At 58.2% G+C, this 24,013-nt stretch carries 23 protein-coding genes and 3 tRNA genes; 16 read left to right on the top strand and 10 right to left on the bottom strand.

Going from position 1 to position 24,013, the window contains the following annotated elements; all coding sequences use genetic code 11:
- Positions 1 to 42: 42 nt before the first annotated feature.
- Together CEPID_RS08605 and CEPID_RS08600 are read left to right on the top strand one after the other, a co-directional pair.
- Complete coding sequence (locus tag CEPID_RS08605) at positions 43 to 714, top strand: isoprenyl transferase (protein ID WP_236684328.1); 672 nt, start codon at positions 43 to 45, stop codon at positions 712 to 714.
- Between the two features lies 1 nt (position 715).
- Complete coding sequence (locus CEPID_RS08600; RefSeq protein WP_047240628.1) at positions 716 to 1,786, top strand: VIT1/CCC1 transporter family protein; 1,071 nt, start codon at positions 716 to 718, stop codon at positions 1,784 to 1,786.
- 632 nt (positions 1,787 to 2,418) lie between these two features.
- Here CEPID_RS08600 and CEPID_RS08595 read toward each other — a convergent pair.
- Together CEPID_RS08595 and CEPID_RS08590 are read right to left on the bottom strand one after the other, a co-directional pair.
- Positions 2,419 to 2,829 (bottom strand): Fur family transcriptional regulator, encoded by a 411-nt coding sequence (locus tag CEPID_RS08595; protein ID WP_047240627.1) that lies wholly within the window; start codon positions 2,827 to 2,829, stop codon positions 2,419 to 2,421.
- 49 nt (positions 2,830 to 2,878) lie between these two features.
- The gene (locus tag CEPID_RS08590; RefSeq protein WP_047240626.1) at positions 2,879 to 3,181 is read right to left on the bottom strand and encodes an ArsR/SmtB family transcription factor; all 303 of its coding nucleotides are present in this window, start codon (positions 3,179 to 3,181) and stop codon (positions 2,879 to 2,881) included.
- 251 nt (positions 3,182 to 3,432) lie between these two features.
- Here CEPID_RS08590 and CEPID_RS08585 point away from each other — a divergent pair, with 251 nt between their 5' ends.
- From CEPID_RS08585 to CEPID_RS08575, 3 genes are read left to right on the top strand one after another with little or no spacing between them, the layout of a single operon-like run.
- On the top strand, positions 3,433 to 4,812 hold the full coding sequence (locus tag CEPID_RS08585; protein WP_047240625.1) for a glycine--tRNA ligase: 1,380 nt from the start codon (positions 3,433 to 3,435) through the stop codon (positions 4,810 to 4,812).
- A 2-nt stretch (positions 4,813 to 4,814) separates the two neighbouring features.
- Positions 4,815 to 5,336 (top strand): hypothetical protein, encoded by a 522-nt coding sequence (locus tag CEPID_RS12520; protein WP_052843465.1) that lies wholly within the window; start codon positions 4,815 to 4,817, stop codon positions 5,334 to 5,336.
- Between the two features lie 21 nt (positions 5,337 to 5,357).
- Complete coding sequence (locus CEPID_RS08575) at positions 5,358 to 5,798, top strand: hypothetical protein (protein ID WP_236684228.1); 441 nt, start codon at positions 5,358 to 5,360, stop codon at positions 5,796 to 5,798.
- 32 nt (positions 5,799 to 5,830) lie between these two features.
- Here the strand turns inward: CEPID_RS08575 and CEPID_RS13415 are convergent, their stop codons facing one another.
- Positions 5,831 to 7,882 carry a TPM domain-containing protein gene (locus CEPID_RS13415; RefSeq protein WP_083984421.1) on the bottom strand — a complete coding sequence of 684 codons (2,052 nt, stop codon included), beginning with the start codon at positions 7,880 to 7,882 and terminating at the stop codon, positions 5,831 to 5,833.
- 88 nt (positions 7,883 to 7,970) lie between these two features.
- Between CEPID_RS13415 and CEPID_RS08565 the strand changes: the two genes are divergently transcribed.
- The gene (locus CEPID_RS08565; protein WP_047240623.1) at positions 7,971 to 9,236 is read left to right on the top strand and encodes a deoxyguanosinetriphosphate triphosphohydrolase; all 1,266 of its coding nucleotides are present in this window, start codon (positions 7,971 to 7,973) and stop codon (positions 9,234 to 9,236) included.
- Here the strand turns inward: CEPID_RS08565 and CEPID_RS08560 are convergent.
- Positions 9,233 to 9,496, bottom strand: coding sequence for a hypothetical protein (locus CEPID_RS08560; RefSeq protein WP_047240622.1), 264 nt, complete (start codon positions 9,494 to 9,496; stop codon positions 9,233 to 9,235). The two genes, CEPID_RS08565 and CEPID_RS08560, sit on opposite strands and share 4 nt — an antisense overlap.
- On the bottom strand, positions 9,486 to 10,010 hold the full coding sequence (locus tag CEPID_RS08555; protein WP_144413493.1) for a ribonuclease domain-containing protein: 525 nt from the start codon (positions 10,008 to 10,010) through the stop codon (positions 9,486 to 9,488). Before CEPID_RS08555 ends, CEPID_RS08560 begins: the two co-directional genes overlap by 11 nt.
- A 107-nt stretch (positions 10,011 to 10,117) precedes the next feature.
- Here CEPID_RS08555 and dnaG point away from each other — a divergent pair, with 107 nt between their 5' ends.
- Complete coding sequence (gene dnaG, locus CEPID_RS08550; RefSeq protein ID WP_047240620.1) at positions 10,118 to 12,019, top strand: DNA primase; 1,902 nt, start codon at positions 10,118 to 10,120, stop codon at positions 12,017 to 12,019.
- Here dnaG and CEPID_RS08545 read toward each other — a convergent pair.
- Positions 12,016 to 12,258: a hypothetical protein gene (locus CEPID_RS08545; RefSeq protein ID WP_047240619.1), complete on the bottom strand. Its 243-nt coding sequence runs from the start codon at positions 12,256 to 12,258 to the stop codon at positions 12,016 to 12,018. The two genes, dnaG and CEPID_RS08545, sit on opposite strands and share 4 nt — an antisense overlap.
- A 101-nt stretch (positions 12,259 to 12,359) precedes the next feature.
- Here CEPID_RS08545 and CEPID_RS08540 point away from each other — a divergent pair, with 101 nt between their 5' ends.
- Positions 12,360 to 13,190 carry a cytochrome c biogenesis CcdA family protein gene (locus CEPID_RS08540; protein WP_047240618.1) on the top strand — a complete coding sequence of 277 codons (831 nt, stop codon included), beginning with the start codon at positions 12,360 to 12,362 and terminating at the stop codon, positions 13,188 to 13,190.
- A gap of 56 nt (positions 13,191 to 13,246) precedes the next feature.
- Here the strand turns inward: CEPID_RS08540 and CEPID_RS08535 are convergent.
- Positions 13,247 to 13,320: transfer RNA gene (locus CEPID_RS08535), tRNA-Ile, on the bottom strand.
- 156 nt (positions 13,321 to 13,476) lie between these two features.
- On the opposite strand from CEPID_RS08535, the gene CEPID_RS08530 reads away from it, so the two are divergent.
- The 4 genes from CEPID_RS08530 to CEPID_RS08515 all read left to right on the top strand — a co-directional run bounded on the left by CEPID_RS08530 (position 13,477) and on the right by CEPID_RS08515 (position 16,926).
- Positions 13,477 to 13,549, top strand: a tRNA-Asn gene (locus CEPID_RS08530).
- A 666-nt stretch (positions 13,550 to 14,215) separates the two neighbouring features.
- Complete coding sequence (locus CEPID_RS08525; protein ID WP_047240617.1) at positions 14,216 to 15,562, top strand: dicarboxylate/amino acid:cation symporter; 1,347 nt, start codon at positions 14,216 to 14,218, stop codon at positions 15,560 to 15,562.
- 24 nt (positions 15,563 to 15,586) lie between these two features.
- Positions 15,587 to 16,399 carry a serine hydrolase domain-containing protein gene (locus CEPID_RS08520; RefSeq protein WP_047240616.1) on the top strand — a complete coding sequence of 271 codons (813 nt, stop codon included), beginning with the start codon at positions 15,587 to 15,589 and terminating at the stop codon, positions 16,397 to 16,399.
- A gap of 191 nt (positions 16,400 to 16,590) precedes the next feature.
- Complete coding sequence (locus tag CEPID_RS08515; RefSeq protein ID WP_047240615.1) at positions 16,591 to 16,926, top strand: hypothetical protein; 336 nt, start codon at positions 16,591 to 16,593, stop codon at positions 16,924 to 16,926.
- On the opposite strand, the gene CEPID_RS08510 is transcribed toward CEPID_RS08515, so the two are convergent.
- Positions 16,923 to 17,183 carry an acyl carrier protein gene (locus tag CEPID_RS08510; RefSeq protein ID WP_047240614.1) on the bottom strand — a complete coding sequence of 87 codons (261 nt, stop codon included), beginning with the start codon at positions 17,181 to 17,183 and terminating at the stop codon, positions 16,923 to 16,925. The genes CEPID_RS08515 and CEPID_RS08510 overlap by 4 nt on opposite strands.
- Before the next feature lie 117 nt (positions 17,184 to 17,300).
- Here CEPID_RS08510 and CEPID_RS08505 point away from each other — a divergent pair, with 117 nt between their 5' ends.
- On the top strand, positions 17,301 to 18,257 hold the full coding sequence (locus CEPID_RS08505) for an alpha/beta fold hydrolase (protein WP_047240613.1): 957 nt from the start codon (positions 17,301 to 17,303) through the stop codon (positions 18,255 to 18,257).
- An 82-nt stretch (positions 18,258 to 18,339) separates the two neighbouring features.
- On the opposite strand, the gene aceE is transcribed toward CEPID_RS08505, so the two are convergent.
- Positions 18,340 to 21,078 carry a pyruvate dehydrogenase (acetyl-transferring), homodimeric type gene (aceE, locus tag CEPID_RS08500; protein ID WP_047240612.1) on the bottom strand — a complete coding sequence of 913 codons (2,739 nt, stop codon included), beginning with the start codon at positions 21,076 to 21,078 and terminating at the stop codon, positions 18,340 to 18,342.
- 424 nt (positions 21,079 to 21,502) lie between these two features.
- On the opposite strand from aceE, the gene CEPID_RS08495 reads away from it, so the two are divergent.
- The 3 genes from CEPID_RS08495 (at position 21,503) to cbiB (ending at position 23,052) form a co-directional block, all read left to right on the top strand.
- Positions 21,503 to 21,931, top strand: a complete 429-nt coding sequence (locus CEPID_RS08495) for a DUF3052 domain-containing protein (protein ID WP_047240611.1) — start codon at positions 21,503 to 21,505, stop codon at positions 21,929 to 21,931.
- A gap of 84 nt (positions 21,932 to 22,015) precedes the next feature.
- A tRNA-Val gene (locus CEPID_RS08490) sits at positions 22,016 to 22,088 on the top strand.
- A gap of 61 nt (positions 22,089 to 22,149) precedes the next feature.
- Complete coding sequence (gene cbiB / locus CEPID_RS08485) at positions 22,150 to 23,052, top strand: adenosylcobinamide-phosphate synthase CbiB (RefSeq protein ID WP_047240610.1); 903 nt, start codon at positions 22,150 to 22,152, stop codon at positions 23,050 to 23,052.
- Here the strand turns inward: cbiB and CEPID_RS08480 are convergent.
- The gene (locus CEPID_RS08480) at positions 23,049 to 23,963 is read right to left on the bottom strand and encodes an SURF1 family cytochrome oxidase biogenesis protein (protein ID WP_047240609.1); all 915 of its coding nucleotides are present in this window, start codon (positions 23,961 to 23,963) and stop codon (positions 23,049 to 23,051) included. The two genes, cbiB and CEPID_RS08480, sit on opposite strands and share 4 nt — an antisense overlap.
- Between the last annotated feature and the right edge of the window lie 50 nt (positions 23,964 to 24,013).

The following is a 24,013-nucleotide window of genomic DNA, read 5'->3' as shown; positions in this document are numbered from 1 at the left end:
AACATCCCGAAAGAGTTTCGCCCGAACCACATCGCTCTGGTCATGGACGGCAATGGCCGTTGGGCCCAGGAGCGAGGCTGGAAACGCACCGAAGGCCACAAGCGAGGCGAGGCGGTCTTGATGGATGTCATCGATGCCTGCCTCGAATTGGAAATCCCGTACCTATCCGCCTACGCCTTTTCGACGGAAAATTGGCGACGCTCCGCGGAGGAAGTGCGTTTCCTCATGGGATTCAACCGGGACGTGTTGCGTCGCCAGCGCGATCAGCTCAACGAAAAGGGAGTTCGGGTGCGCTGGGTGGGACGCAAACCAAGGCTGTGGCGTGCGGTGATCAAGGAATTGGAAGCCGCCGAAGAGCTGACCAAAAACAACACCCGGATGACGCTGGGCATGTGCGTGAACTACGGCGGCCGGGCTGAAATCGTTGATGCAGCTCGCGAAATCGCCCGCCAGGCGGCTGCAGGTCAGTTGCGTCCCGAAGACATCACGGAAAAGAGCTTCGCGCAGTTCCTCGATGAACCCGATATGCCTGACGTAGATCTTTTCCTCCGACCCTCGGGTGAAAAGCGCACCTCCAACTTCCTAATCTGGCAGTCGGCCTACGCGGAAATGGTGTACCAGGACAAACTGTTCCCGGATTTCACCCCGGAGGACCTCTACGCTGCTGTCCTCGAATATGCCCAGCGTGATCGGCGTTTCGGTGGGGTGAAATAGTGTGAGTTCCGATTGGGAACAACCCACCAAAGCTCAGATCAAGCGCTGGCGCAAGCACCTAGCCAATGAGCGCGCCGAGGCGGACGTGTATCGGGCGCTCGCTTCCCGCAAAGAAGGTGAAGAACGCGAGATCTTGTTAGCGATTGCTGAGGCCGAGTCCCGCCACGAGCAACACTGGTTGCGGCTCCTCGGCCCGGAAGCACGCAGTATTGCACCCGATATTTCCACACAGGTTAAGGGCTTTTTTGCCCGTCACTTTGGTTCGGTGTTCGCCCTGGCGTTGATGCAGTCCGCGGAATCACGTTCCCCGTATTTGTCGGATGCCGATGCCACTGCGCAGATGTCCGCCGACGAACGGATCCATGCCGAGGTTGTTCGCGGCCTGGCTGCCCGCGGGCGTGAGCAAATGTCCGGCAATTTCCGCGCAGCGGTGTTCGGCATGAACGACGGCTTGGTTTCGAATCTCGCCCTGGTCTTGGGCATCGCCGGGTCCGGAGTTTCTAACCACTTCATTTTGCTCACTGGATTTTCTGGTTTGCTCGCCGGCGCGCTTTCCATGGGAGCAGGGGAGTATGTTTCGGTTTCCTCCCAGCGCGAGCTTCTCGACGCCTCTACCCCCAACCCCGACACCGCAGCGGCGATTCCGCAGCTTGATGTCAACGCCAACGAGCTCGAGTTGGTCTACCGCGCGCGGGGAATGTCTGCGGAGGAGGCAAGGTCTCGTGCCCGAACTGTGCTGAGCCACTTTGAACATCCTGCAGCTCAAGATAGCTTTGGGGGCGCTAACAATGAAGTGGTGGGTTCCGGTTTTGCTGCGGCGTGGTCATCGTTTCTCTTTTTTGCCTCCGGCGCCCTGATCCCAATTTTGCCGTTCTTGTGGCTTTCTACTTCGGCTGCCACCATCCTTGCTTGCGTGTTGGTAGGTATTGCCTTAATGCTTACGGGCGGCATTGTGGGCGTTCTTTCAGGTGCCCCGCCGCTGCGTAGGGCACTTCGTCAGCTGGCGATTGGTTTGGGGGCAGCCGGGGTGACGTATGCGTTAGGCATGCTTTTTGGGACCTCAGTGAGTTGATCGCCTTCGGGATCAGCAACGAGATGTGTCTTGTTTGCATGTTGTCGGCGGCGGTGCGAATCTGCTACACAAGTGCTAGGTCGTACTTCCGTGGTAGTACTCCTACTTCGGAAGTACTGAACAGCACTTGTGCAGCCTCAGACAGAACCACAAGAACCACGAAGCACCACCCGAAAACTGGGATACATAAAGCAACCTGCGCCCAGCCAGCAAAGCGTGGTCGCGAGTGAGCTGGTCAACCTGTTCCTGCGGTTTGGTTAAAACGGCGACTCATCTAATCGCGCCGTATCCCCAGAAGTGACACCTGCTCCTGAGGAGATCGCAGCACGTGGTACAAGCGGGCATTCTTTGAGTCGACTGGTAGAAGCGCCACAAGTCTCATCGCTGCAACACAAACTTTTCTTCACCGGTCCAGCGCACACTGCGCAGGAGGGGCGGTTTCGAACACCAACACCCCGTCGCGAGCACAAGACGCGGTATCAAACGTAACCTGCAGGAACAACACAACCCGGATCTAGTGTGCTTGAACTGGGGTATCACGACTTCGGGACACACTTTCATTTACTTAACTAGATTTCCGAGATGTACAAAGCCACCTTGCAAAGGAGCAAGGTGGCCGAGGGCTTTGGTGTCTATTCGTGGCAGTTGGAGCACAAGCCAAAGATTTCGGCGGTGTGACCGGAGATCTGGAAGTTGTGTTCCTTCGCGGTGTTATCAGCCCAGGTTTCTACGACCTTGCCACTAATTTCGACGGTGTTACCGCAATTGGTGCAGACCAAGTGGTGGTGGTGCTCACTAGATTCACAGCGACGGTATAGGGATTCACCGTTCGCCATGTGTAGTACGTCCACCGCGTTGATGTCCACTAAAGATTGCAGCGTGCGGTACACCGTGGTGAGGCCAACCTTGTACTTGCGCTCAACCAGCTCGTGGTGGATCATTTTTGCCGAGGAAAATGTGTCAATATCGCGCAGCACTTCTACTACGGCGGCACGTTGACGGGTCGAGCGTTGTCCGAGCTTAGGCATGGTATCTTTAGTCATTTTTCACCTGGTTTCGTGGTAATGGATTTTCATTAACAAAATACCACGATTAGACAAGTGTTTTCGTATTCGCCTGCATGAGGGCTATTGCTGCGTCCAAAATAGGGATGACATCGGTCCGTGAAAGGGAGTAGTACATCTCGCGGCCGCGCCTATCGGCGTCGACAAGCCCGGCGTTTTTGAGCACGCGCAGGTGTTGGCTGACTAGGGGTTGGCTCGAATCCAGAAGTTCGACGAGCTCATGCACGCAGCGGGTCCGCTCCTGAAGCAGGTGCAATATGCGCATTCTGACTTTTGAATCGAGGGCGCGCATGAGGATTGCGGCCCCGTCATAGTTTGGGGGTTGTGCCATGATGACTCCTTTTATTCAAAGCCGCTAATGATTACGTTATGTCTGGGTGATGTTGCTGGTCAATGGCTATGAAAGGGGCGTTGGACACAGTTAGCTAAACTAAGGGGATAAGTACGCCCGGCAGCCAGTCGGGAAACATCTTTCTTGCGTCAAGCTGCGAGAAGTGGAGCGTGATCCGCCCGTTCATTGCCGGAATGTGGCTGGGGCGCACACTCGGCAGGTGACTTGGTGCGATAACTGCAAGGAGAGCTGTGGCTTCCGTCATTGATCAAGTAGTAAACCTCGCGAAGCGTCGCGGACTGGTCTACCCATGTGGAGAAATCTACGGTGGTACGCGTTCGGCCTGGGACTACGGTCCCTTGGGCGTGGAACTGAAGGAGAACATCAAACGCCAGTGGTGGCGCACCTTCGTCCAAGGTCGCGACGATGTCGTGGGCCTGGATTCCTCCGTCATTCTCCCTCGTCAGGTGTGGGAAGCCTCTGGACACGTGGAAACTTTTACGGATCCACTTGTGGAATCGTTGCATACGCACAAGCGCTACCGCGCTGACCACCTCATCGAAGCTTACGAAGCTAAGCACGGACACCCGCCGGCAAACGGTCTGGCAGACATCCCCGATCCAGAAACCGGCCAGCCTGGCAACTGGACCGAACCAAAGATGTTCTCCGGACTGATGAAGACCTATCTCGGGGCCGTGGACGATAAGGAAGGCCTGGCCTACCTGCGCCCGGAGACCGCGCAAGGTATTTTCATCAACTTCAAAAACGTGATGAACTCCGCGCGCATGAAGCCTCCATTCGGCATTGGTCAGCTGGGCAAGGCGTTCCGCAACGAGATCACCCCAGGTAACTTCATCTTCCGCACCCGCGAGTTCGAACAGATGGAAATCGAGTACTTCGTGCACCCATCGGAGGTGGAGGCAAAGTTCGACGAGTGGGTCACCGACTGCTGGAACTGGTTCATTGACCTTGGCATTAAGCCGGAGAACCTGCGCCAGTTCGACGTCCCTGCCGATGACCGCGCACACTACTCGGACCGCACCATCGACTTCGAATACCGTTTCGGTTTCACCGGCAACGAGTGGGGCGAGCTGATGGGTGTGGCCAACCGCACCGATTACGACCTCTCTCAGCACACTGAGCATTCGGTGGAGGAAATGAAGTACTTCGACCAGGTCACTGGTGAAAAGTACCATCCATACGTGATCGAGCCTTCCTTTGGTCTGACCCGCTCCATGATGGCGTTCCTGATTGATGCCTACACCGAGGACGAAGCTCCGAACGCTAAGGGTGGGGTGGATAAGCGCGTGGTGCTTAAGCTGGACCGACGCCTGGCGCCGGTTAAGGTTGCGGTGCTGCCGTTGTCTAAGAAGCCTGAGCTCACCGAGCCGGCACAGAAGCTGGCTCGCGAACTGCGTCAGCTGTGGAACGTCGATTTCGATACCTCCGGTGCCATCGGTCGCCGCTACCGCCGTCAAGATGAGATCGGTACTCCGTTCTGTGTCACCTTCGACTTCGATTCGCTCGAAGACCAGGCCGTCACCGTGCGCGAACGCGACACGATGGAGCAGGAGCGCGTGCCACTGGCCGAGCTACAGGCATACCTCGCCCAGCGACTCATCGGGGCATAGTTGTGACACTGAGCTGGTCAACCCGACAAAAGACCGACGCGGGCGTCGTTATGCAGGTGCTTGACGACGCCCGGGTGCTCACCGACTTTGTGGAAAAGGAAGACGGTAGCGCACGAGCGGTCATCGGCGACGAGGAATGGAGATTCGAGCGGGAAGCTGACTGTGCGCGCGCGAGCAATGCGCACGTGACTTACGAGGCTCGTTCAGCAAAGCCGTTCAAACAGTCCAAGGAAATCAACACCAACGTCAACCTGCGCGATATTGATCTGATCAACGAGCAAAAGACTGACTGGATCCTGGATGAAAACGACGTCAAGCTGGGCCAATTCACCGGGGCGAACCATGGGGTACGCCGGGTGAGCGTCGAACTGGAGCCGGACGCGGAGTTGGAAGATTCCGAAAAGGTATTCTTGGCCTGGGTTGCACGGATCGCGTTGGAGGAGAAGATGGTCGCCACCAACTGGATCCTATCGATCTCCCTACTGATTTTGTCCGTGTTTTCGCTGCTGGTGTTCCTGTTTTAGTGCTGTATGGGAGAACGCACGATGGCCACGATCTGGACTTGGACGGGCAACGAGCTTCGTGACGAATTGGGTGGGCTCATCGCCCAAGTGCGTTCCGACGTTATTCACACGAATGGGGAAAGGCTCCTCATAGAGTCCACGCCCGGAACAATGGTGTTTCGGGCGCGGGCGACTTCCTCAGATGGAAGGGTATTTACCGTCCATCAGCGAGGGATGACAGTGGGCAGATTGGTTGCGCAATGTGGCAGCGCCGCCTATGACCTGCCACGACTATCGCTGTGGCGCAAAGAACGCATGATCTATGGTGCCCAGGGGCCTATGGCAAGGATCCGCCCGCTGATCTCAGGGAAAGTACAAGTTGTCGGCGAACAATACGCCGAAGAACTCCCAGACCTAGACGCGGTTTTCCTATCTTGGGCCTGTGTGTTGGTAGATTCACCAGTTCGCAGACCCAAGTTTTAGCCTAGCCACGGCCCCAGGTGGGGCGGGGGTCGCTAGAACTTTCCGCCGGAGACCCCGCCACCGCCTCCACCACCGAAGCCTCCGCCGCCGAAACCACCGAAGCCTCCGCCGCCGAAACCACCCCGCAGCCCGGAATTGATGATCTCGTTGATCAACATGCCGGTGACAATGCCACCGCTGCCACCACCGGAGTAGTTTTGGCGACGCTGGTAATCCTCGATGTCATGCTGCGCAGATGCAGCCGCGCGTTGCGCCGCAGTGAGAGCTTGTCGGGCTGCCTCGATTCCACCGCGGGTGTCCGAGGTGCGCGCTAGCTGCGCTTGAGCGTAGAGACGCTTAGCATCCGCCAACTGGGTACGAGCCTGGGCACCCACTACTCGCCCGCGAGTGGCGATGAGGTCTTCGGCGCCTTGAATTGCAGCGAAGGCCGATTGCAAGGTGTTGTCGAAGACACTCAGCGCGCGATCTTGATCGGCCGCACGTTGGCGCAGCTTGTCAAGCTGTTCATCGAGCGCAGCATCGACCTCCGTGAGCATCGAAAACGCACCGAGCGGATCTGATTCCGCGGTTTGTTGTGCCTGGGCTAGTGCTGCCTGCCCCTTTGTTACGGCTGCGTCGAGCGCGTTCCAGTCAGTGGCTACTCCGGAGCTCTGCCCGTGAGCTTTCAAGGTGGTAGATTCGTTGATCTCCTGCTTGATTTCCTCGATCAGCGCGTCCAAGCGGGCCTTGGCGGTCGCAATGTTGTCATCGGCATGTTCGACGCCGCTAAGAAGCTTGTCGGCTTTTTGTACTGCGATTTCGGTGCGCCGAAGGTCGTCGATGAGTGAACCTTGCTGGCCGGCCGGAAGTTGCGACACCGAGCGCGCGGCCTCGAGGGACTTTTCGGCTTCGTCGATACTAGCGGTCGCAAGTGCGATATTGTCCGCAATTGAGGTGAGCACGTCGGCAGAATGACGAGTGTGCAGCTCGCTCAAGGTGATTTCAGCCTGAGGCAGGCGGGTGCGCAGATCGATGAGGGAACGTGTGAGTTCATCGATCTTGGTGGAGGCGTTGATGAGCAGGTCGCGCATCTGCGCGAACGCAGCCGATTCTTTGGTGATTTCCTCTTGCGCAACACCACAGCTGGAGATGATCTCCAAGAGCATCGCGCGACGTTCCTGTTCGCTTTCCGGGATGGAGTCGTCCAAGCGCTGACGCAGTGCAAATGCCTTTTGCATAGTGGAGTTGGCATTATTCATTGCGCGTGTAAAGGAGCGAGTGCGCTCGGCGCCGAACTCCGCGATAGCCACATCGAGTTCCTCCCGGCCACGGCGGATAGATTCATCCACTTCGACCAGCTGTTCATGGGCGCGGGTATACAGCACGTCGGTAGGAAGACGAAGCAGACTATTGGTATCGGCCGGATCGATTGCCTTGGCGTCTGCTGTCATCGTTTTCTTGCGACGTCGAGAAGCAACCCACGCGCCTCCACCTACCGCGGCAATTCCGGCGGCACCAGCGCCCAGCCAGCCCAAGGAGGAGCCACTGGGCGCACTTGGCGAGCTCGTGGAACCACCTCCGCTGGACTTCCCACCGGCAGCAGCAATGACAGCGCTGGCAGCGCCTGCAAAATCACGGTCCACCAGCTTGTCGTAGGCGGCCTTATCGATGCGCTTTTGATCTGACTGTTGAATGTTTGAGCCGTAGGAAATGCCGTAGTCACTGGTCGCGGGCGACACGCCGAACACGATCACGTTGGGGCCGCTGTTCTTCGCCCGAGCTTGCTGCGCCCAGGTAGGGCCGTCGAGTCCGGAGAAGTCCTGGGCAAAGACCACGTAAACCTTGATCTGCTTTTCCTTTTGCAGCGTCTTGATCTTGTCTTCCAAATCAGAGCGCTGATCTGCAGTGAGCACCCCAGCATTGTCTGTCACGGTCTGCTGGTATTGCTGCGGGGCTTCTGCCAGGAGCAACGGCTGTGTTCCTGCTGTTGGCGAGGCGGGCGTCGAAAAGGCGCTTGCGGCATAGGCTGTTGGAAGGAGCGTCGGCATGGTCGAGCTCAAGCCGAAGACGCACAGGGACGCGATAATTCCAGTTGACCGATTCATATCTACCCAGAATAGTGCGCGCCAGTGAAATCTGTGGGTTGAAATAGGGCAAGATGAATGCGTACCTATAACGAACCAACAAGAAATGATGCAAGTGACCCAGTTCGCGTATTCAGCTGCAGACTTCGAGCGACGATTTACCGAGCCCGAAAAAGGCAGCCAGCTGGTCAACACTGAGGAACATCGCGGTGCTTTTGCCCGCGATCGAGCACGGGTGCTGCATTCTGCAGCTTTGCGACGACTCGCCGACAAAACTCAAGTCGTCGGACCTCGAGATGGTGACACTCCCCGCACTCGCCTAACTCACTCCCTGGAAGTTGCCCAGATTGCGCGGGGCATTGGGGAAGGACTGGGGTTAGACAAGGACCTGTGCGAGCTGGCTGCGCTGTCCCATGACATTGGACACCCGCCATATGGACACAATGGGGAGGTTGCTCTCAACGCACTTGCAGATCAATGCGGTGGTTTTGAAGGAAATGCCCAAACCTTACGCATCTTAACGAGACTGGAACCTAAGGTGTTGGGACCGGGCCAGGAGAGCTTTGGGCTCAACCTCACCCGAGCTGCCCTCGACGCGGCCTGCAAGTACCCCTGGACGGCAGCAACCAATCCTCGCAAGTATGGGGCATATGAAGAAGACCAGGAGATCCTTGACTGGCTGCGAGAAGGGCACCCGGATCAGCGTAAACCGGTAGAGGCCCAAGTTATGGACTGGTCCGACGATATCGCCTACTCCGTGCATGACGTCGAAGACGGCGTACTATCGGGCCGGATTTCACTGGCTGTCTTGTGGGATTTGGTGGAGCTTGCCGCGTTGGCCGAAAAAGGAGCCCGCGCGTTTGGTGGCGAGCCTGAGGCACTGCTAGACGCTGCCGACCGGCTCCGCCAACTGCCCATCGTGCGCGCTGCCGCGGAATTTGATGGATCGCTGCGTGCCCTGGTGGCGCTCAAAGCTATGACTTCGGAGTTGGTGGGGCGTTACGTAGGAGTCACGATTTCTGCTACCCGGGCTGAAAACGATGTCCTAGGCCGCAGCTTCGGTGATCTCGTCGTGCCGGAAAAGGCCGCGAATGAGGTCAAGTTGCTCAAGACGATTGCCGTGCTCTACGTCATGGACGAACCTTCGCACCTTATGCGTCAAGATCGCCAGCGAGAGCGCATCACCAGAGTGTATGACTACCTGTGGCTGGGCGCTCCCGGCACGCTGGACCCGATGTTCCAATTCTGGTTCGACCGGGCCGAGTCAGATGCCCAGCGCCAACGGGTAGTTATCGACCAAATCGCATCGATGACGGAATCTCGCCTGGAACGAACGGCGAAATCAGCGGTCGAAATCGCCGGCTTCTATGGTTAGGCAATAGTCGTCAGCTTCAATCCGAGTTCTCGTGCGACATCGGCGAGGCGCTGATACTCCGGAATACTCAGGCGACAACCTCGCAACACAAGTCCACCTAGGCGTGTTTCGCGGACATAGTCAGCGAAGCCGTCGAGGTTGGTCGCCACGGGGCGGCCGGGGAGTGCTGCAGCGCTGAATTGCGCGAAGAACTCGTCGAGGGTGAAGGCGCGGCGGGCGTCGAGAAGCAGCGTTTTTGAGGTGTGGGTGTTATTCGGCATCGGGAATCTCGCAGAAGTTTTCGTAGTGGTCAGAGGTAAAGAACCACGTGTCAGGGTTACGGTCAGAGCCGCCACCCGTGACGATGCGCTTGGCGCCGCGGTGGCCTAAGCCGGGCGTTTCGACGGTGTACTCCCGGTAGTTGTTTCGGGGGAGCTTGTTTTCAAAGTTGCCGAAATGCACCCCGTCATTGTCCGGGTATTGGAAAGGTCCGCCGGCTTTGATGTCGCCGATGACGTCGCGAGCTTGGTCTGGCAGGGTTGCGACGGGGCACGTAGGCAGACCAGATGTGCCCTGCTTGGAGGCGTTCTGTTTCGGGGTGTTGCTGGCACTGGTGCTTCGAGCGGTGCTAGTGGCGCGGCTGCCTTGAGCGGTGGCCGAGGGCTGGGCGGTGTGGGTGGCAGCCTGCTTGTTCGAGTCGGAAGAATTGGAGGTGAGGTCAAAACCAAAGAAGGAGGCGGCGATGACAAGTGCCAACCCACCAATGCTTGCTAACGCTGTTTTCCGTGCGGCCATGGGAGTTATTGTGTCAGATTGCCGGGCAGCAACGCGATTTTAGCACCTTTGCCAGCCAATAGTTCGCAGCTAGGAGTACGACTTGCCAGGCACGCTATGGTTAGAACATGGCAAAAGGCAGGATTCCGGAAAGTGATATTCAAGCGATCCGTGAGCGTACCCCGATCGAGGAGATCGTCGGCGAGTATGTCCAGCTCAAGCCTGCCGGGGCGGACTCCCTCAAGGGGCTGTCGCCGTTTAAGGACGAAAAGACCCCCTCTTTCCACGTCCGACCCAACCGTGGCTACTTCCACTGCTTTTCCACTGGTGAAGGTGGCGATGTCTTCTCCTTCTTAATGAAGATGGAGCACATCTCGTTCCCGGAAGCGGTGGAGGTGTGCGCTGACAAAATCGGCTATCACATTAATTACGAGGGCGGGGGACCTGGGCGTCGAGAAGAGCCCGGCACCCGCCAGCGCCTGATCCTCGCCAACCGGCATGCCCATGAGTTTTATGTGCAGCAGCTGGAAACTCCGGAAGCGCAGCCGGCGCGGGAATTCCTCACCCAGCGCGGCTTCTCTGCAGAACACGCGCACCAGTTCGGTTGCGGATACGCCCCCGCGGGTTGGGACACTCTGACCAAACACCTCCTCCGCAAGGGCTTTAGCTATGAGGAACTGGAAGCCGCCGGCTTGTCGAAAATGGGCAAGCGTGGCCCCATAGATCAGTTCCACCGACGCCTGTTGTGGCCGATTAAGAACCTCGCTGGCGATGTGATTGGCTTCGGCGCCCGCAAGCTTTTCGACGACGACAAGATGGGCAAATACCTCAACACCCGCGACACCTTGCTGTACAACAAATCCAAGGTGCTTTTCGGGCTCGATATGGCCAAGAAAGACATCGCGGCCGGGCACCAAGCCGTGGTGGTAGAAGGCTACACCGATGTCATGGCGATGCACGCTGCGGGAATTACTACCGCGGTGGCATCCTGTGGCACTGCCTTCGGCGAGGACCACCTGCAGATGCTGCGTCGCCTCATGCTCGACGACAACTTCTTCCGTGGCGAACTGATCTATACCTTCGACGGCGATGAAGCGGGACAAAAGGCTGCGATGCGTGCATTCGAGGGCGACCAGCAGTTTACGGGTAAGTCCTATGTGGCGGTGGCGCCCGATGGCATGGATCCTTGTGACTTGCGACTGGCGCGGGGCGATGGCGCTGTTCGGGATCTCGTGGCGCGCCGGCTCCCGATGTTTGAGTTCGTCCTGCGCGCGATTATCGCGGAGTTCCCGCTGGATAGCGTTGAGGGCCGCCTGCAGGCGTTGCAGCGGGCAGTGCCCGTGCTTGCGGACATCCGCGATGAAACTCTCCGCAACGAATATGCGCGACAGTTGGCTGGGTGGATTGGCTGGGCGGATCCAGGTGAGGTGATTGCTCAGGTCCGGGCGGCGCTACGGATGCCGAAGCAGGAGAAGTTTAAGCGAGGTGCGCGTCGACAAGCTACGCCAGCGGCGCCGGTGGCTCCGATGGTGCAGCTGCCGGACCGGAAGAACCCGCGGCTGTGGCCGGAGCGGGAGTCCCTCAAGCTCGCCCTGCAATACCCGTGGATCGCTGGGGACTACTTCGACGGCCTAGTCGAGGACTGCTTCACACAGCCAGCTTATCGACGCCTCCGGCTGGCCATCGCTGGCGCTGACGGGACTGTCGGCGCTTGGGATGGCCAACAGTGGAATGTTGGGGCATGGCTGCCACGAGTGGCGGATTCTTTGAGCGACCTCACCGAACGATCGCTGCTCTCAGAACTGACCGTTGAGCCCATCAACTGCGACGAGGCCGACTTGCCTCGCTATTGTGATTCGGTGTTGTCGCGTCTACAGGAAATTCGGGTCGGCAATCAGATTGCGCTGCTCAAAGGGCAATTGCAGCGGATGCGGCCTTCCGACGACGAACAGGCCTACAACTCGCTGTTCGCAGATCTGATCGCTCTGGAGCAAGCACGACGAGAGTTGCTGAACCGGGCGCTGAACTAGTCGTGATCAGGCTCGAGGATCTGTGAACCGTCCGGGCGATGCAGGTTTTTGACTTCTTTCATGCGGGGTTCCGGATCGAGCCGATTCGCGATAGCTTTACGGGTCGCCCGCACGGCTGCCTGGGAGGCGGGGGAGTTGACGGCGAGTTCGTAGCCCTTTTTGATTTGCTCAAACCGGCGTCGACCAGCTTTGGTTCCGAATACGTATCCGGCTGCGGCACCTACAACGAACTGAATCATGGGTAAAGAATTATCCTCGCTAGTGGGGTGGATTGTGGCAACCTGCACGGCAGGCGCTGCTCACCGCCACTTTACCCAAAACGTGCGATACGGTGGGCCACATGGTTTCAGTCGGGATCTTCGGGGCGTTTTTGGGTGGCGTCCTGTCTTTACTTAGCCCCTGTTCAGCGTTGCTCTTACCGGCATTTTTCGCCTACGCTTTCCAATCGGCGCGACAGCTTCTCCTGCGGACTTCCGTGTTCTTCGCCGGATTGTCCCTCGTCCTCGTGCCGATTGGGATGGGGCTCGGCTGGGCAGGCTCTCTGCTTGCGGGGCAACGCAGCACCCTCATTACTGCGGGCGGCTGGCTGGTCATCGCCCTTGGCGTGCTGACATTCTTCGGCGGCGGGTTCCGAATTCCCTTCCTCTCCTCTCTCAATTCTCGAGTGAGCGGGGTCAGCTGGCTCTCGGTGTTTCTCCTGGGGGCGGTGTACGGCTTCGCCGGTTTCTGCGCTGGGCCTTTACTGGGGGCAGTCTTAACGACGGCCACCGTCACCGGATCCGCCATCATCGGGGCACTCGTCATGCTTTCCTATGCCTTCGGTATGGCGCTTCCGCTTTTCCTCTTGGCTTGGCTGTGGGACAGCCGCCGGTTGGGATCGGTTACCTGGCTGCGAGGACGAGTGTTTCACTTCGGTCCGCTACGTTTGCATACGACATCCGCGATTGCTGGCGCGTTGTTCGTGTTGATTGGTTGGATGTTCCTCGCGACGCACGGCACGTCCGGGCTGCCTAGCTTGGTTTCAGTGGACCAACAACTTTGTGCACAAGCCGCTGTGTTGGGATTTGTGCGAGGCAAAGAACTCTTGCTTGCCATTGTGACGTTGGCGATTTTGTTAGTGATGGCGATGAGTGCGCTGATACGGAGCACGCGGGAGCGTGATGAGGCGTGAAAACCCTGCACATAGTGAGAATGTGCAGGGTTTTGCAGGGTTTTGCAGGTTTATTGTGGGGCCAGCGGGGCTCGAACCCGCGACCAATGGATTATGAGTCCACGGCTCTAACCGACTGAGCTATAGCCCCTGCATCGGTGCGAAACACAACGATGGAATTTAGTATAGCTTTAGCGGGTATCGAAGCCGAAAAAACGGTCTTGAACTGGCGATTTGATTTGAAACGGCACCCGACTATATAGTTAATTCTCGTTGGAAGCGCCCGGAAGGGTGAGGGAAAACATATTCCTCCATAGCTCAGTTGGCAGAGCATTCGACTGTTAATCGAAGGGTCACTGGTTCGAGCCCAGTTGGAGGAGCAAGTAATAAGCCCGCTACCTGTGGAAACAGGAGCGGGTTTTGTTGTTTCTTCGGTTTGCGGATCTGGGGTTAAGTAAAGAAAAGTGTGTCCGGTTGGGGTGTCGTCGGCGGTGCGGGTTTGCTGCATAAGTGCTATGTCGTCGCTTCGGCGTAGTCTGACTACGTAGAGCAGCGTTGTTTAATGAATATAATCCCGCAGCGGTAGTCCGACTACACCGAAGTGACGACATCGAGCGGCTACGGCCCCCCAGACAACAGTAAATACTGGCTTCGGGCCTACAACGTCGCGGAAAACACGCATCAGAGACACCCGTTTCTTTACTTAACCCCCGATTGCCTTTCAGGTTGTAAGAAATTTGCGGCGCATTCTCGAAGGTATTCGGCGCGCTGAGGGCGCGCTGAGGGCGCGCTGAGGGCGCGTTGAGGGCTCACGGATGGAGCACGCATGACGCACTGACGATGGTGCGTCGGCGCACCGGTCCACCCTGCCACGAGCGCTAGTGCGTCGACTGAACCGCAACCTCAGCACCACCGCAGAAGTAGACTAGTTAGTCTACATTTAATCAATTATGACACGACGGGAATAAGCGCTAAAATTCCGACGTTAAGCAAAATGAAACAAAGTCAAGATAGACTAATCGGTCTACTTTAGGGATGGGAATGAGATGGCAAAGACTTCATCGGGTGCCAATAGGTTTACCAGCTTCGGTGCCCAGATCATTTATGGTCTGATTATCGGTATAGCCTTAGGGCTAGCTGCCCGTGGAATGGCGGAGGGTAACTGGCTGACCCAGGGGTTGACTCAAGTTGGTAGCGCGTACGTCAGCTTGTTGAAGGTGCTCATTCCGCCCCTGGTAGTAACAGCTGTGCTGACCAGCATCTCAAACCTGCGTCAGGTCTCCAATGCAGCTAAGCTCGCCTGGCAAACTTTGGTGTGGTTCGCAATCACGGCTTTCGCGTCGGTTGTGGTGGGTATCCTCGTCGCGTTGGTTTTGCAGCCAGGTACGCACACGACTGTCTCCGAGGCTGCTGCGAAGGCACCGTCGAGCACTGGGTCCTGGTGGGCATTCCTGCAGGGGCTGGTCCCAAGCAATATCCTGGGCCTGAGCGTCTCGGTGAAGGGCGACAGTGCGTCGACAAGCTTTAGCGTTTTGCAGCTGCTGCTGTTGTCGATTGCTTTTGGTGTGGCTGCGCTGCAGGTCGGTAAGAAGGCGGAGCCGGTGCTGGAGCTGGCGGAGTCGGTGTTGGCGATCGTGCAGAAGGTGCTGTGGTGGATTATTCGCCTTGCGCCGATCGGTACCGCAGCGCTGATTGGTAAGGCAGTTGCCGTTTATGGCTGGCAGGCGATTGGTTCATTGGGGCACTTTGTTCTGGCGATCTACATTGGTTTGGCGCTGGTCATCGGTGTGATTTACCCAGTTATCTTGAAGATGCATGGCCTGAGCGTTGCGCAGTTCTTCCGCAAGGTGTGGCCACTTACTTCCCTCGGTTTTGTTACGCGCTCGTCGATGGGCGTGCTGCCAGTGACGGAGCGCACCACCTCGCAGGCGCTGGGTGTCCCTCGGGCCTACGCGTCCTTTGCTGCTCCGCTAGGTGCCACCACAAAGATGGATGGCTGCGCCTCGATTTACCCAGCGATCGCTGCGATTTTCGTCTCCGAGTTCTACCACGTGCCGCTGCAACTGACTGACTACATCCTGATCGCCTTCGTCTCGGTGATCGGCTCTGCAGCCACCGCGGGCACCACCGGTGCTACCGTGATGCTCACCTTGACCCTGTCCACACTCGGGTTGCCACTCGAAGGCGTGGGGCTGCTGTTGGCGATTGACCCAATCATCGATATGGGCCGCACCGCCGTCAACGTCACAGGTCAGGCGCTCGTGCCAATGATCGTGGCTAAGCGCGAAGGGCTTCTCGACGAATCCGTCTTCCTTGACGACACCAAGACCGCAGAAGCCGCGCTGGAAAAGCAAGAGGCTCTGGAAAAGCAGGAAGTGCGCGTGGGTAGCTAGGCCACACTCATTACACTTGGGGGCATGACTGAAACGCTCGATCGCATTCAATCTTGGCCCGTCGATAACGCCGCTGGCGCATTGCTTACGCCGGCTAGCATCAACACCAGTGGGGATACCTCCCGGGTGTTTGAACTAGCCAGTGTGACCAAGCTGCTGGCGGCATACGGCTTTCTGGTGGCGATTGAGGAAGGAGTTTTTGAGCTGGATTCGCCCGCGGGGCCAGCAGGAGCCACCGTGCGGCACCTCCTCGCACACGCCTCCGGGGTAGGGTTTTCCAACCCGGAACCGGAACGTCCGGTGGGCGAGCGCAGGCTGTATTCTTCTGCAGGGTTCGACATTCTCGCAGACTATGTCGCCACAGAGGCAGGAATGTCGTTTGCGGACTACCTTTCTGAAGCCGTGTTCCAGCCGCTCGGCATGGAATCAGCTCGCTTGCTCGGGTCGGCTGGGCACGGCGCGCAGGCAAGCGTCGCTGATTTAGTGAAGTTTGCGGCCGAGGTGCTCGACCCGCGCCTAATTTCCCCGGAAACCTTGGGCGAGGCTACTACGGTACAGTTCCCCGATCTGGCAGGTATTGTGCCTGGTTATGGCCGGTTTAACCCGTGTTCGTGGGGCTTGGGCTTCGAGATCAAAGGGGAGAAGAATCCGCATTGGACTGGTTCTCACCAACCCCCAGCAACTGTTGGGCATTTCGGGCAGTCCGGGACATTTCTGTGGTTGGACTTGGCTGCTTCCTGTGCCGGGATCGTGCTCACAGATCGCGCCTTCGGGGAGTGGGCCAAGCCTCGCTGGGGCGACTTCAACGACGACCTCTGGGCCAGCGCCACCCGCTAGTCAGCTACTGCCATTAACCTCAACTTGAACTTCAATAAACGGGGGAATGAAGTGTTAGTTGAGGGTTGCCCTTGTGGATGGTGTTGCGCACAATGGCGGGTGTTGCACACGAGGACGTTGGGGAAGACGATGCTCGTCTTGCAAACAAGCGCTCGCTGTTTGCCCGCAACAATTCATAAAGGACACCACTCGTGACCACCTTTTCACCACAGCGGACGCACCACGAGGTGTGCACCGCCAGCACCGCTGTGCTCGCAATCGATCGGATGCCCCGATCTTTGCGACGAACAGTGGAAGACCTCATGGTGGACTGCTTAACCAGCCCATCTCAGCTCTATGTCCCTGGTGCAGACCCGCTCACAGCTGCCTGGTGCACGCAGTGGCACCGTAGTCAGTCAGCGCCGGGCACCATCGCGTGTCGGCAAGTCTTGACCGGTTCTCTGGCCGAACTGGAGCTTTTCGACGCCGCCGTCGCCAAGCTGGCGCTAGCGCACGGCTTTATCGTGGACTTGCGAATCGTCGATTAGTCTTTGAGGCGAGCTTCGAGGTAGTCGGCGGCATCGCCGACGGTGTGGAAGGAATTGACTGCGTCATCGTCGATACGCACGCCGAAGGTGTCCTCCGCGCGAACGGCAATTTCCACCAGTGACAGCGAATCGATGGCTAGTTCATCATTGATGCGTGATTCTCGGCGGATCTCGTCGGGATCAAATCCGGTGCACTTGACGATGAGATCGCTCAGCGCCGCGAAGATGCTTTTGGCGTCGCGTCCGGACTCACTCATGGGAAATCTCCTTACTGCAACCACGCAGGACGAAAAATAGTGTCCCTACAACATTACTCGGTTGTTCGATAAGCTAGGGCATCAGCTTCCAGCCTTAAGAAAGATACTTGTCGCTCCATGGACTTCTCCCCATTGTTCAACCGCCTCGCTAGGCTCACCAACCCGCCGACCAAACAAGTCCCTGGGCTGGGGAATTTGTGCACCATTGGGCACATTGACGGCCCGGCTGGTCCCATTACCACCTACACCCTGGGTCCCGATGATGCGGAGACCACAGTCGTTTTTATACACGGCTTCACCCTTGCCGCGGATTCTTTCTTCCAGCAGGCCCGCTTCCTGCGAGATAATTACCCGCGCGTGCGCTGCTTGATGCTTGACTTGCGTGGGCACGGCCGCACCGGGGAGTATGACCCCGAGCTGCTGACCGTGGACGGAGCTGCGGACGACGTCCGGGCTGCTATCGATGCGTTAGCCCCGGCAGGGCCACTCATCGTCGTTGGGCATTCCTTGGGTGGTTTGATCGCTTTGAGCCTGCTGCGTCGCGCACCGGAGGCAGTGTATCGACGCATTCGGGGCTTAATGCTCATTGCAACGTCCATCGAATCGCTTTCAGCACAAGGGTTGCCACAGGTACTGGCAATGCCGATCGCTGACCGGGCCTATCGAATTCTCGAGTCTTCCCCGGAACGCATTGACAAGTTTCGCGAAGAAATGGCAGATTTACTGGCGCCAGCGCTAGCGGCCACAGTTTTCAAACGGCACTCGACGCCGTATGACCTGGTCAAGTTCCATGCCGACATGATCCACAAAACGCCGCTATCAACATTTGCCGGTTACTTCCATGACTTGCAGGAGCATGATGAAGTGGCCGCAGCTGACCGTCTGGCAGGCCTCCCCGGGTTCGTTATCGTCGGCCGAGATGATCACGTCACTCCGCTATCGCAGTCCAAGCACATTGTCGATCGTTGGCCTGATGCCACTCTGATCGAAACCAAGGGGGTGGGACACATGATCATTTTGGAAGCCCCTGAAGTGGTCAACGGTGCACTCGCAGAACTGCTCTCTCGCTGTTGACTCTTGGAATACAGAGCATGAAAAGGTGGCTATCTGAGCAGGAAGACCTGCCCAAATAGCCACCTTTTGTGTTAGCGAAGTACTACACGGAGGTTGGATCCGTGAGGTTGTACTTCTTGGCTGCGGCGTCTGCCACGGCCATCTCAATCTTTCCTTCGCGAGCCAAGCCCATCAGCACAGCAACCACGATGGATTCTGCGTCGATGTTGAAGTAGCGGCGAGCTGCTGCGCGAGTATCGGAGAAACCGAAACCGTCGGCGCCGAGCACGGTGTAGTCGCCTGGGACCCACTTGCGGATCTGCTCAGGGACGGCTGTGGCGAAGTCCGACACGCCGACGAATGGGCCGGAGACGTGGGACAGCTGCTTGGTGACAAACGCGTCTTCCAGCTCAGCGGCTGGGTTACGCAGTTGTTCCAAGTCGCGGGCTGCGCCCTCGCGGGCCAACTCGTTCCATGAGGTCACGGAGAAGATATTGGCCTTCACGCTGTAGTCTTCGCGGAGCATATCTGCCGCGCGCAGTGCCTGGGACATGCCGATGCCAGAAGCGAGGATGTTGGCCTCGTGGCCGGTGCCCTCGCCGACGGCATATTGGTAGATGCCGCGGTGTAGGCCTTCGACGTCCAGGTTTTCTGGCTCAGCGGGCTGCGATACTGGCTCGTTGTAGATCGTCAGGTAGTAGATGACGTTCTCGCCACGGCCCGGGCCGTACATCCGGTCGATGCCTTCGCGGACCAGGTGTGCGATTTCGTAAGCGAATGCTGGGTCGTAGGAGACGACAGCTGGGTTGGTGGCAGCCAAAACTGGGGAGTGGCCATCCATGTGCTGTAGGCCCTCACCGGTAAGGGTGGTTCGGCCAGCGGTGGCACCAAGCAGGAAGCCACGAGCCATCTGGTCACCAGCAGCCCAGATCGAGTCACCGGTGCGCTGGAAACCAAACATCGAGTAGAAGATATACAGCGGGATCATCGCTTCTCCGTGTGTGGCATACGACGTACCAGCAGCAATGAAGGAAGCGGTAGAGCCTGCTTCGTTGATGCCTTCATGCAGGATGTGGCCGTCGACAGCCTCGCGGTAGGACAGCATCAGATCGTGGTCAACCGGGGTGTAGTTCTGGCCGTGCGGGTTGTAAATTTTCAGCGTTGGGAACCAGGAGTCCATACCGAAGGTACGAGCCTCGTCCGGGATGATCGGCACCAGCCGCTTGGCCAGCTCCTTATCCCGCATGAGCTCCTTGAAGGTACGCACCACAGCCATGGTGGTAGCCACTTGTTGCTTACCGGAGCCCTTACGCAGGGACTTCAACGAATCCACATCAGGGACCTCGATCGGGGTGTAGGTTTCCCGACGTTCCGGCAGGAATCCGCCGAGTTCCTTACGACGCTCGAGCAGGTACTTGATTTCTGGGGAATCTGGACCTGGGTTGTAGTACGGAGGCAGGTATGGATCCTTCTCCAGCTCAGCATCAGAGATTGGAATCTCTTGCTTATCGCGGAAGAGCTTGAGATCCTCCAGGGTCAGCTTCTTCATCTGGTGGGTGGCATTTCGGCCTTCGAAGTTGTGGCCGAGGCCGTAGCCCTTAATGGTGTGCGCCAGGATGACGGTTGGACGGTCCTTGGTCTCCATCGCACGCTTGTAAGCTGCGTAGATCTTGCGGTAGTCGTGGCCGCCACGACGCAGGTTCCAGATTTCCTCATCGGTCATGTCTTCAACGAGCTTCGCGGTGCGTGGGTCACGACCGAAGAAGTGTTCGCGGACGTATGCGCCGTCGTTAGCCTTGAAGGTTTGGAAGTCACCGTCTGGGGTGTTGTTCATCAGGTCGACGAGAGCGCCCTCCTTATCCTTGGCAAACAGCTCGTCCCATTCGCGACCCCAGACCACCTTGATGACGGACCAGCCGGCACCGCGGAAGAAGGACTCGAGTTCCTGGATGATCTGCGTGTTGCCGCGCACCGGGCCGTCGAGACGCTGCAGGTTACAGTTGATCACAAAAGTGAGGTTGTCCAGGTTGTTCAGGGCAGCTAGCTGGAGCACGCCACGAGATTCTGGCTCGTCCATCTCGCCATCGCCGAGGAACGCCCACACGTGCTGCTGAGAGGTGTCCTTGATGCCGCGGTTGTGTAGGTAACGGTTGAAGCGCGCCTGGTAGACGGCATCCATTGGGCCCAGGCCCATCGAAACAGTCGGGAATTCCCAGAAGTCGCGCATACCGTGTGGGTGCGGGTAGGACGGAATTCCGCCCTGTGGGCGCGAGACTTCCTGGCGGAAGCCGTCCAGGTCGTCCTCGGAGAGACGGCCTTCGAGGAAAGCGCGGGCGTACATGCCGGGGGAGGCGTGGCCCTGGAAGAAGATGTGGTCACCGCCACCTGGGTGATCCTTACCGCGGAAGAAGTGGTTGAAACCGACTTCGTACAGCGGGGCAGCGCCCGCGTAGGTGGAGATGTGGCCACCAACCCCGATGCCCGGGCGCTGGGCGCGGTGCACCATGATGGCAGCGTTCCAGCGCATCCAGCGGCGGTAGCGCTTTTCGACGGCCTCGTCGCCAGGGAATTCTGGTTCCTGTGTCGTCGGGATCGTATTAACGTAGTCGGTCGATGTCATTGGAGGCAGCGGTACACGACGAGCAGATGCTCGCTCGAGCAAGCGCAGCATCAGGTAGCGGGCGCGTTCTGGGCTGGATTCCGCAAGCAGCCCGTCGAGGGACTGCATCCACTCGGCGGTTTCCTCGGGGTCGGAATCGTTGAGGTAGGAAGCGACACCGTCGCGAATCAGGGCGAAGTTTGACCCGTCTTCTGGTGCGCCACCGAGCTTGTCGTCAGCCATGGATTCTCCTTTAGGGTTGTTTGACGTACATGACTTAAGCACCCACCGGAAATCAGTGAGCCGGTTTGCAGTCACGTATATAGGCTCAAGGATACGGGGTAATGCAACATCTCGTTGCTACAGGTTGCAAAGTGAAGTTTGGAAATTGACAAGTTTGCAAGGTTTGCGGTGTTGAGAAGTTATTTATGCAGGTAGCATAGTGTGACAAACCTGCATGGCGGGCCATATCGTGGCGTAAACAACCCTGGAAGCGTGCGAAGTCCTGCCGATGCGGACACGTCTGGACAGTAGTTCAGGCAGTGCAAGGGCGTAAAAAATCGTTCATTGTTCGGTGGGAATGCAATAGAGCTGGTATTTTGAGCACAAACAGCACTAAATACGCCTGCGCTCACACGGCCAGGCCCCAATAAGGAGGAAATTCACAGTGGTCGACACTCCGGGTGCCGCAACTAAAAGCGCCCAGGACTATGCACAATTGCTCGGCATTGAGCCGGATCATATCGTCCAAGAAGTGGGCTGGGATGAAGATTGTGACTCTGCAATCAGCGAGGCCGTGGAGGATCGCATCGGCGAGGCCCTTTTGGATGAAGATACCGATGAAGTATGCGATGTCGTACTGCTGTGGTGGCGCGAGGAAGACGGCGACTTGGTTGACGGATTGGTAGATTCCATCCGCTCTCTCGCTGATAACGGTCGCATCTGGCTCCTCACCCCTGGTGCTGGCAAGCCGGGCCATATCGTCGCAGGTGAAATCGCGGAATCTGCAAAGCTCTCTGGCCTGGTCCAAACTAAAGCAACTCGCGTCGGCGCATGGCAGGGGTCCTGCCTGGTGCAGTCCGGGGTAAAAAAGTAGCCCCTGACCAGTGGGTTTTGTGCACTAGTTTTTGCGTGATATTGTTTTTCGAGTCGCTAAGAACAACAGCGACTTGCAAGACATGCGCCTTTAGCTCAGCTGGAAGAGCAGCTGGTTTACACCCAGCAGGTCGGCGGTTCGAGCCCGTCAGGGCGCACAGCTAAAACCCCTTCTCACGCATCGTGAGGAGGGGTTTTTCATTTCTGAGGAGTGCAGCCATGCGTGCTTTAGCAATCGGAACCGGACTCGTAGCCGACCGTGTGTTCGCTGATCCCGAGCAGCATCACCCAGTTGCCTACTTCGGGACTTGGGCCACCGTCACCGAGCGGCTGCTCTATCGCGACAGCACAGCTGCTGGTGTAACTCATCTCCTGGTGACCGTGGCACCAGTTGCATTGGCCGCGCAGTGGCTCCACTCTAAAGCTCCGACGCTGACCACCGCAGCCACTTTGTGGATTGCACTTGGTGGCAGCAGCCTCACTCGCGTCGGCGAACAGGTGGCAACAGAACTTAGCGCAGGCCATATCGAACGAGCTCGCACGTGGGTTCCGTGGTTGTGTTCGAGGGACCCACAGCAGCTTGATGACGCTGGCATTGCCCGCGCAGCTACCGAGTCCATCGCCGAAAACACCTCCGATGCAGCGATCGCGCCACTGTTTTGGGCGGCGGTCGGGGGTGCACCTACGGTGGTCGTGCATCGCTGCGTGAACACTCTGGATGCGATGGTGGGGTATCGAAACGAAAGATACAACAACTTCGGCTGGGCAGCAGCGAACTTGGACGATCTGCTGGCCTATGTCCCCGCCCGACTCACCGCCGGAATCCACACTCTCTGCGCTGCGATTTCAGGTCGCGGGAGCGAGGCGGTGCGTGCATGGAAAGAAGACGCCTCGGCACACCCAAGCCCGAACGCTGGCCCGGTTGAGGCGACTGCCGCCGCTGCTCTGGGCGTGCAACTAGGCGGGCCCACCATCTATCCGCACGGAACGGAGCAGCGGCCGAGGTTGAGTCGAGGACCGAAACCGACTGCCGACACCGTCCGTGCCGCCGTGCGCCTTGCCCGCCGCACTCAGCTCATCGCGGGAGTTCTGGCGGTCCTGTTCAGCGCTCAACGAGGCTAAAACCGTTCCTCACGATCACGTGCCCACAAGTTCCGCGAGCTGGCTTGCTCGCCATAGCGAGAGCGTGTCCGAGCCGCCTGCGACACCTGAGTTTCGCTTTGTTCTTCCTCGACCACCGCAGCGACATCAAGGCCCGCAAGTTCTGCCAATTCTGCTGCTTCTCGACGCCGTTCGCGCAGTTCCGCGAAGATGAAATATCCCAATCCGATGGGGGCGAGAATGCCGAAGGCGATCCATTGGATTCCATAGGACAAATGGGGTCCAGTTTCGAGCTTGGGTAGGGGGAACGCGGTGAGTACGCCCGGTTGGCCGTCGGCAAGCTGTAGATAGTCCTGTGAAAGGCTCAGACTGGTAAGTTCGCTGATTTGGGAAGTCGAGATCCCGTGTACTTGGGTGCGGCCTTGCTCCTTGATCGGTGGGTTCGCAGGAGTTGGCTCGGTGAGCCTAGCGTAGCCGATGATGGTGACTTCCCCGAGCGGTGCGGTGGTGAAGCTAGGGGGGATCTTGCCGTCGGCCGGTCGCTGCCAACCTCGGTTGACCAGGATGATTGGTCCGCCGTCGACTTGGAAAGGGGTGAGCGCATGGAAGGCCGGGCCGGCGTCTACGGGGCGCAGGCGCATGACGACTTCTGAATCGGGAAGAAAGTGGCCGCGCACCTCGACGCGTCGGTACTCGTGGTTGGCAGGCAACGTGCCATCGGGGTTAAACACTTCACTCAATGGGGCCGGGTCGACCTGGAAAGAATTCTCTATGAGGTGATTACGTTCCGTAAGTGCGGTGTTTTTATGGAGTTGCCACGGCGCGAGAACCGTAAAGGCCACGTAGGTAAACGCAAGGATGAGCAAAACTGTGACCACCCAGCCCGGCTTCAGAAAAGTTGCCAAAATGCCAGTACGCTGAGGTTTCTTCATTGGGGTGCTCACAATCAACCAAGCTTAGTGCGCTAAGGTAACCAACCCCA

Source organism: Corynebacterium epidermidicanis, from assembly GCF_001021025.1.
In the GTDB taxonomy this organism is placed as follows: Bacteria; Actinomycetota; Actinomycetes; order Mycobacteriales; family Mycobacteriaceae; genus Corynebacterium; species Corynebacterium epidermidicanis.
The sequence above is the reverse complement of the archived record's forward strand: the minus strand, read 5'-3'. Positions and strand labels throughout refer to the sequence as shown.

Bases quoted from the DNA above. Each gene is read 5' to 3' on its own strand.
- CEPID_RS08595 (WP_047240627.1), bottom strand. From the start codon at position 2,829: ATGACTAAAGATACCATGCCTAAGCTCGGACAACGCTCGACCCGTCAA.
- CEPID_RS08565 (WP_047240623.1), top strand. From the start codon at position 7,971: ATGCAAGTGACCCAGTTCGCGTATTCAGCTGCAGACTTCGAGCGACGA.
- dnaG (WP_047240620.1), top strand. From the start codon at position 10,118: ATGGCAAAAGGCAGGATTCCGGAAAGTGATATTCAAGCGATCCGTGAG.
- CEPID_RS08545 (WP_047240619.1), bottom strand. From the start codon at position 12,258: ATGATTCAGTTCGTTGTAGGTGCCGCAGCCGGATACGTATTCGGAACC.
- CEPID_RS08525 (WP_047240617.1), top strand. From the start codon at position 14,216: ATGGCAAAGACTTCATCGGGTGCCAATAGGTTTACCAGCTTCGGTGCC.
- CEPID_RS08540 (WP_047240618.1), top strand. From the start codon at position 12,360: ATGGTTTCAGTCGGGATCTTCGGGGCGTTTTTGGGTGGCGTCCTGTCT.
- CEPID_RS08505 (WP_047240613.1), top strand. From the start codon at position 17,301: ATGGACTTCTCCCCATTGTTCAACCGCCTCGCTAGGCTCACCAACCCG.
- aceE (WP_047240612.1), bottom strand. From the start codon at position 21,078: ATGGCTGACGACAAGCTCGGTGGCGCACCAGAAGACGGGTCAAACTTC.
- CEPID_RS08480 (WP_047240609.1), bottom strand. From the start codon at position 23,963: ATGAAGAAACCTCAGCGTACTGGCATTTTGGCAACTTTTCTGAAGCCG.
- CEPID_RS08520 (WP_047240616.1), top strand. From the start codon at position 15,587: ATGACTGAAACGCTCGATCGCATTCAATCTTGGCCCGTCGATAACGCC.
- CEPID_RS08555 (WP_144413493.1), bottom strand. From the start codon at position 10,010: ATGGCCGCACGGAAAACAGCGTTAGCAAGCATTGGTGGGTTGGCACTT.
- CEPID_RS08560 (WP_047240622.1), bottom strand. From the start codon at position 9,496: ATGCCGAATAACACCCACACCTCAAAAACGCTGCTTCTCGACGCCCGC.
- CEPID_RS08590 (WP_047240626.1), bottom strand. From the start codon at position 3,181: ATGGCACAACCCCCAAACTATGACGGGGCCGCAATCCTCATGCGCGCC.
- CEPID_RS08510 (WP_047240614.1), bottom strand. From the start codon at position 17,183: ATGAGTGAGTCCGGACGCGACGCCAAAAGCATCTTCGCGGCGCTGAGC.
- CEPID_RS08605 (WP_236684328.1), top strand. From the start codon at position 43: ATGGACGGCAATGGCCGTTGGGCCCAGGAGCGAGGCTGGAAACGCACC.
- cbiB (WP_047240610.1), top strand. From the start codon at position 22,150: ATGCGTGCTTTAGCAATCGGAACCGGACTCGTAGCCGACCGTGTGTTC.
- CEPID_RS13415 (WP_083984421.1), bottom strand. From the start codon at position 7,882: ATGAATCGGTCAACTGGAATTATCGCGTCCCTGTGCGTCTTCGGCTTG.
- CEPID_RS08575 (WP_236684228.1), top strand. From the start codon at position 5,358: ATGGCCACGATCTGGACTTGGACGGGCAACGAGCTTCGTGACGAATTG.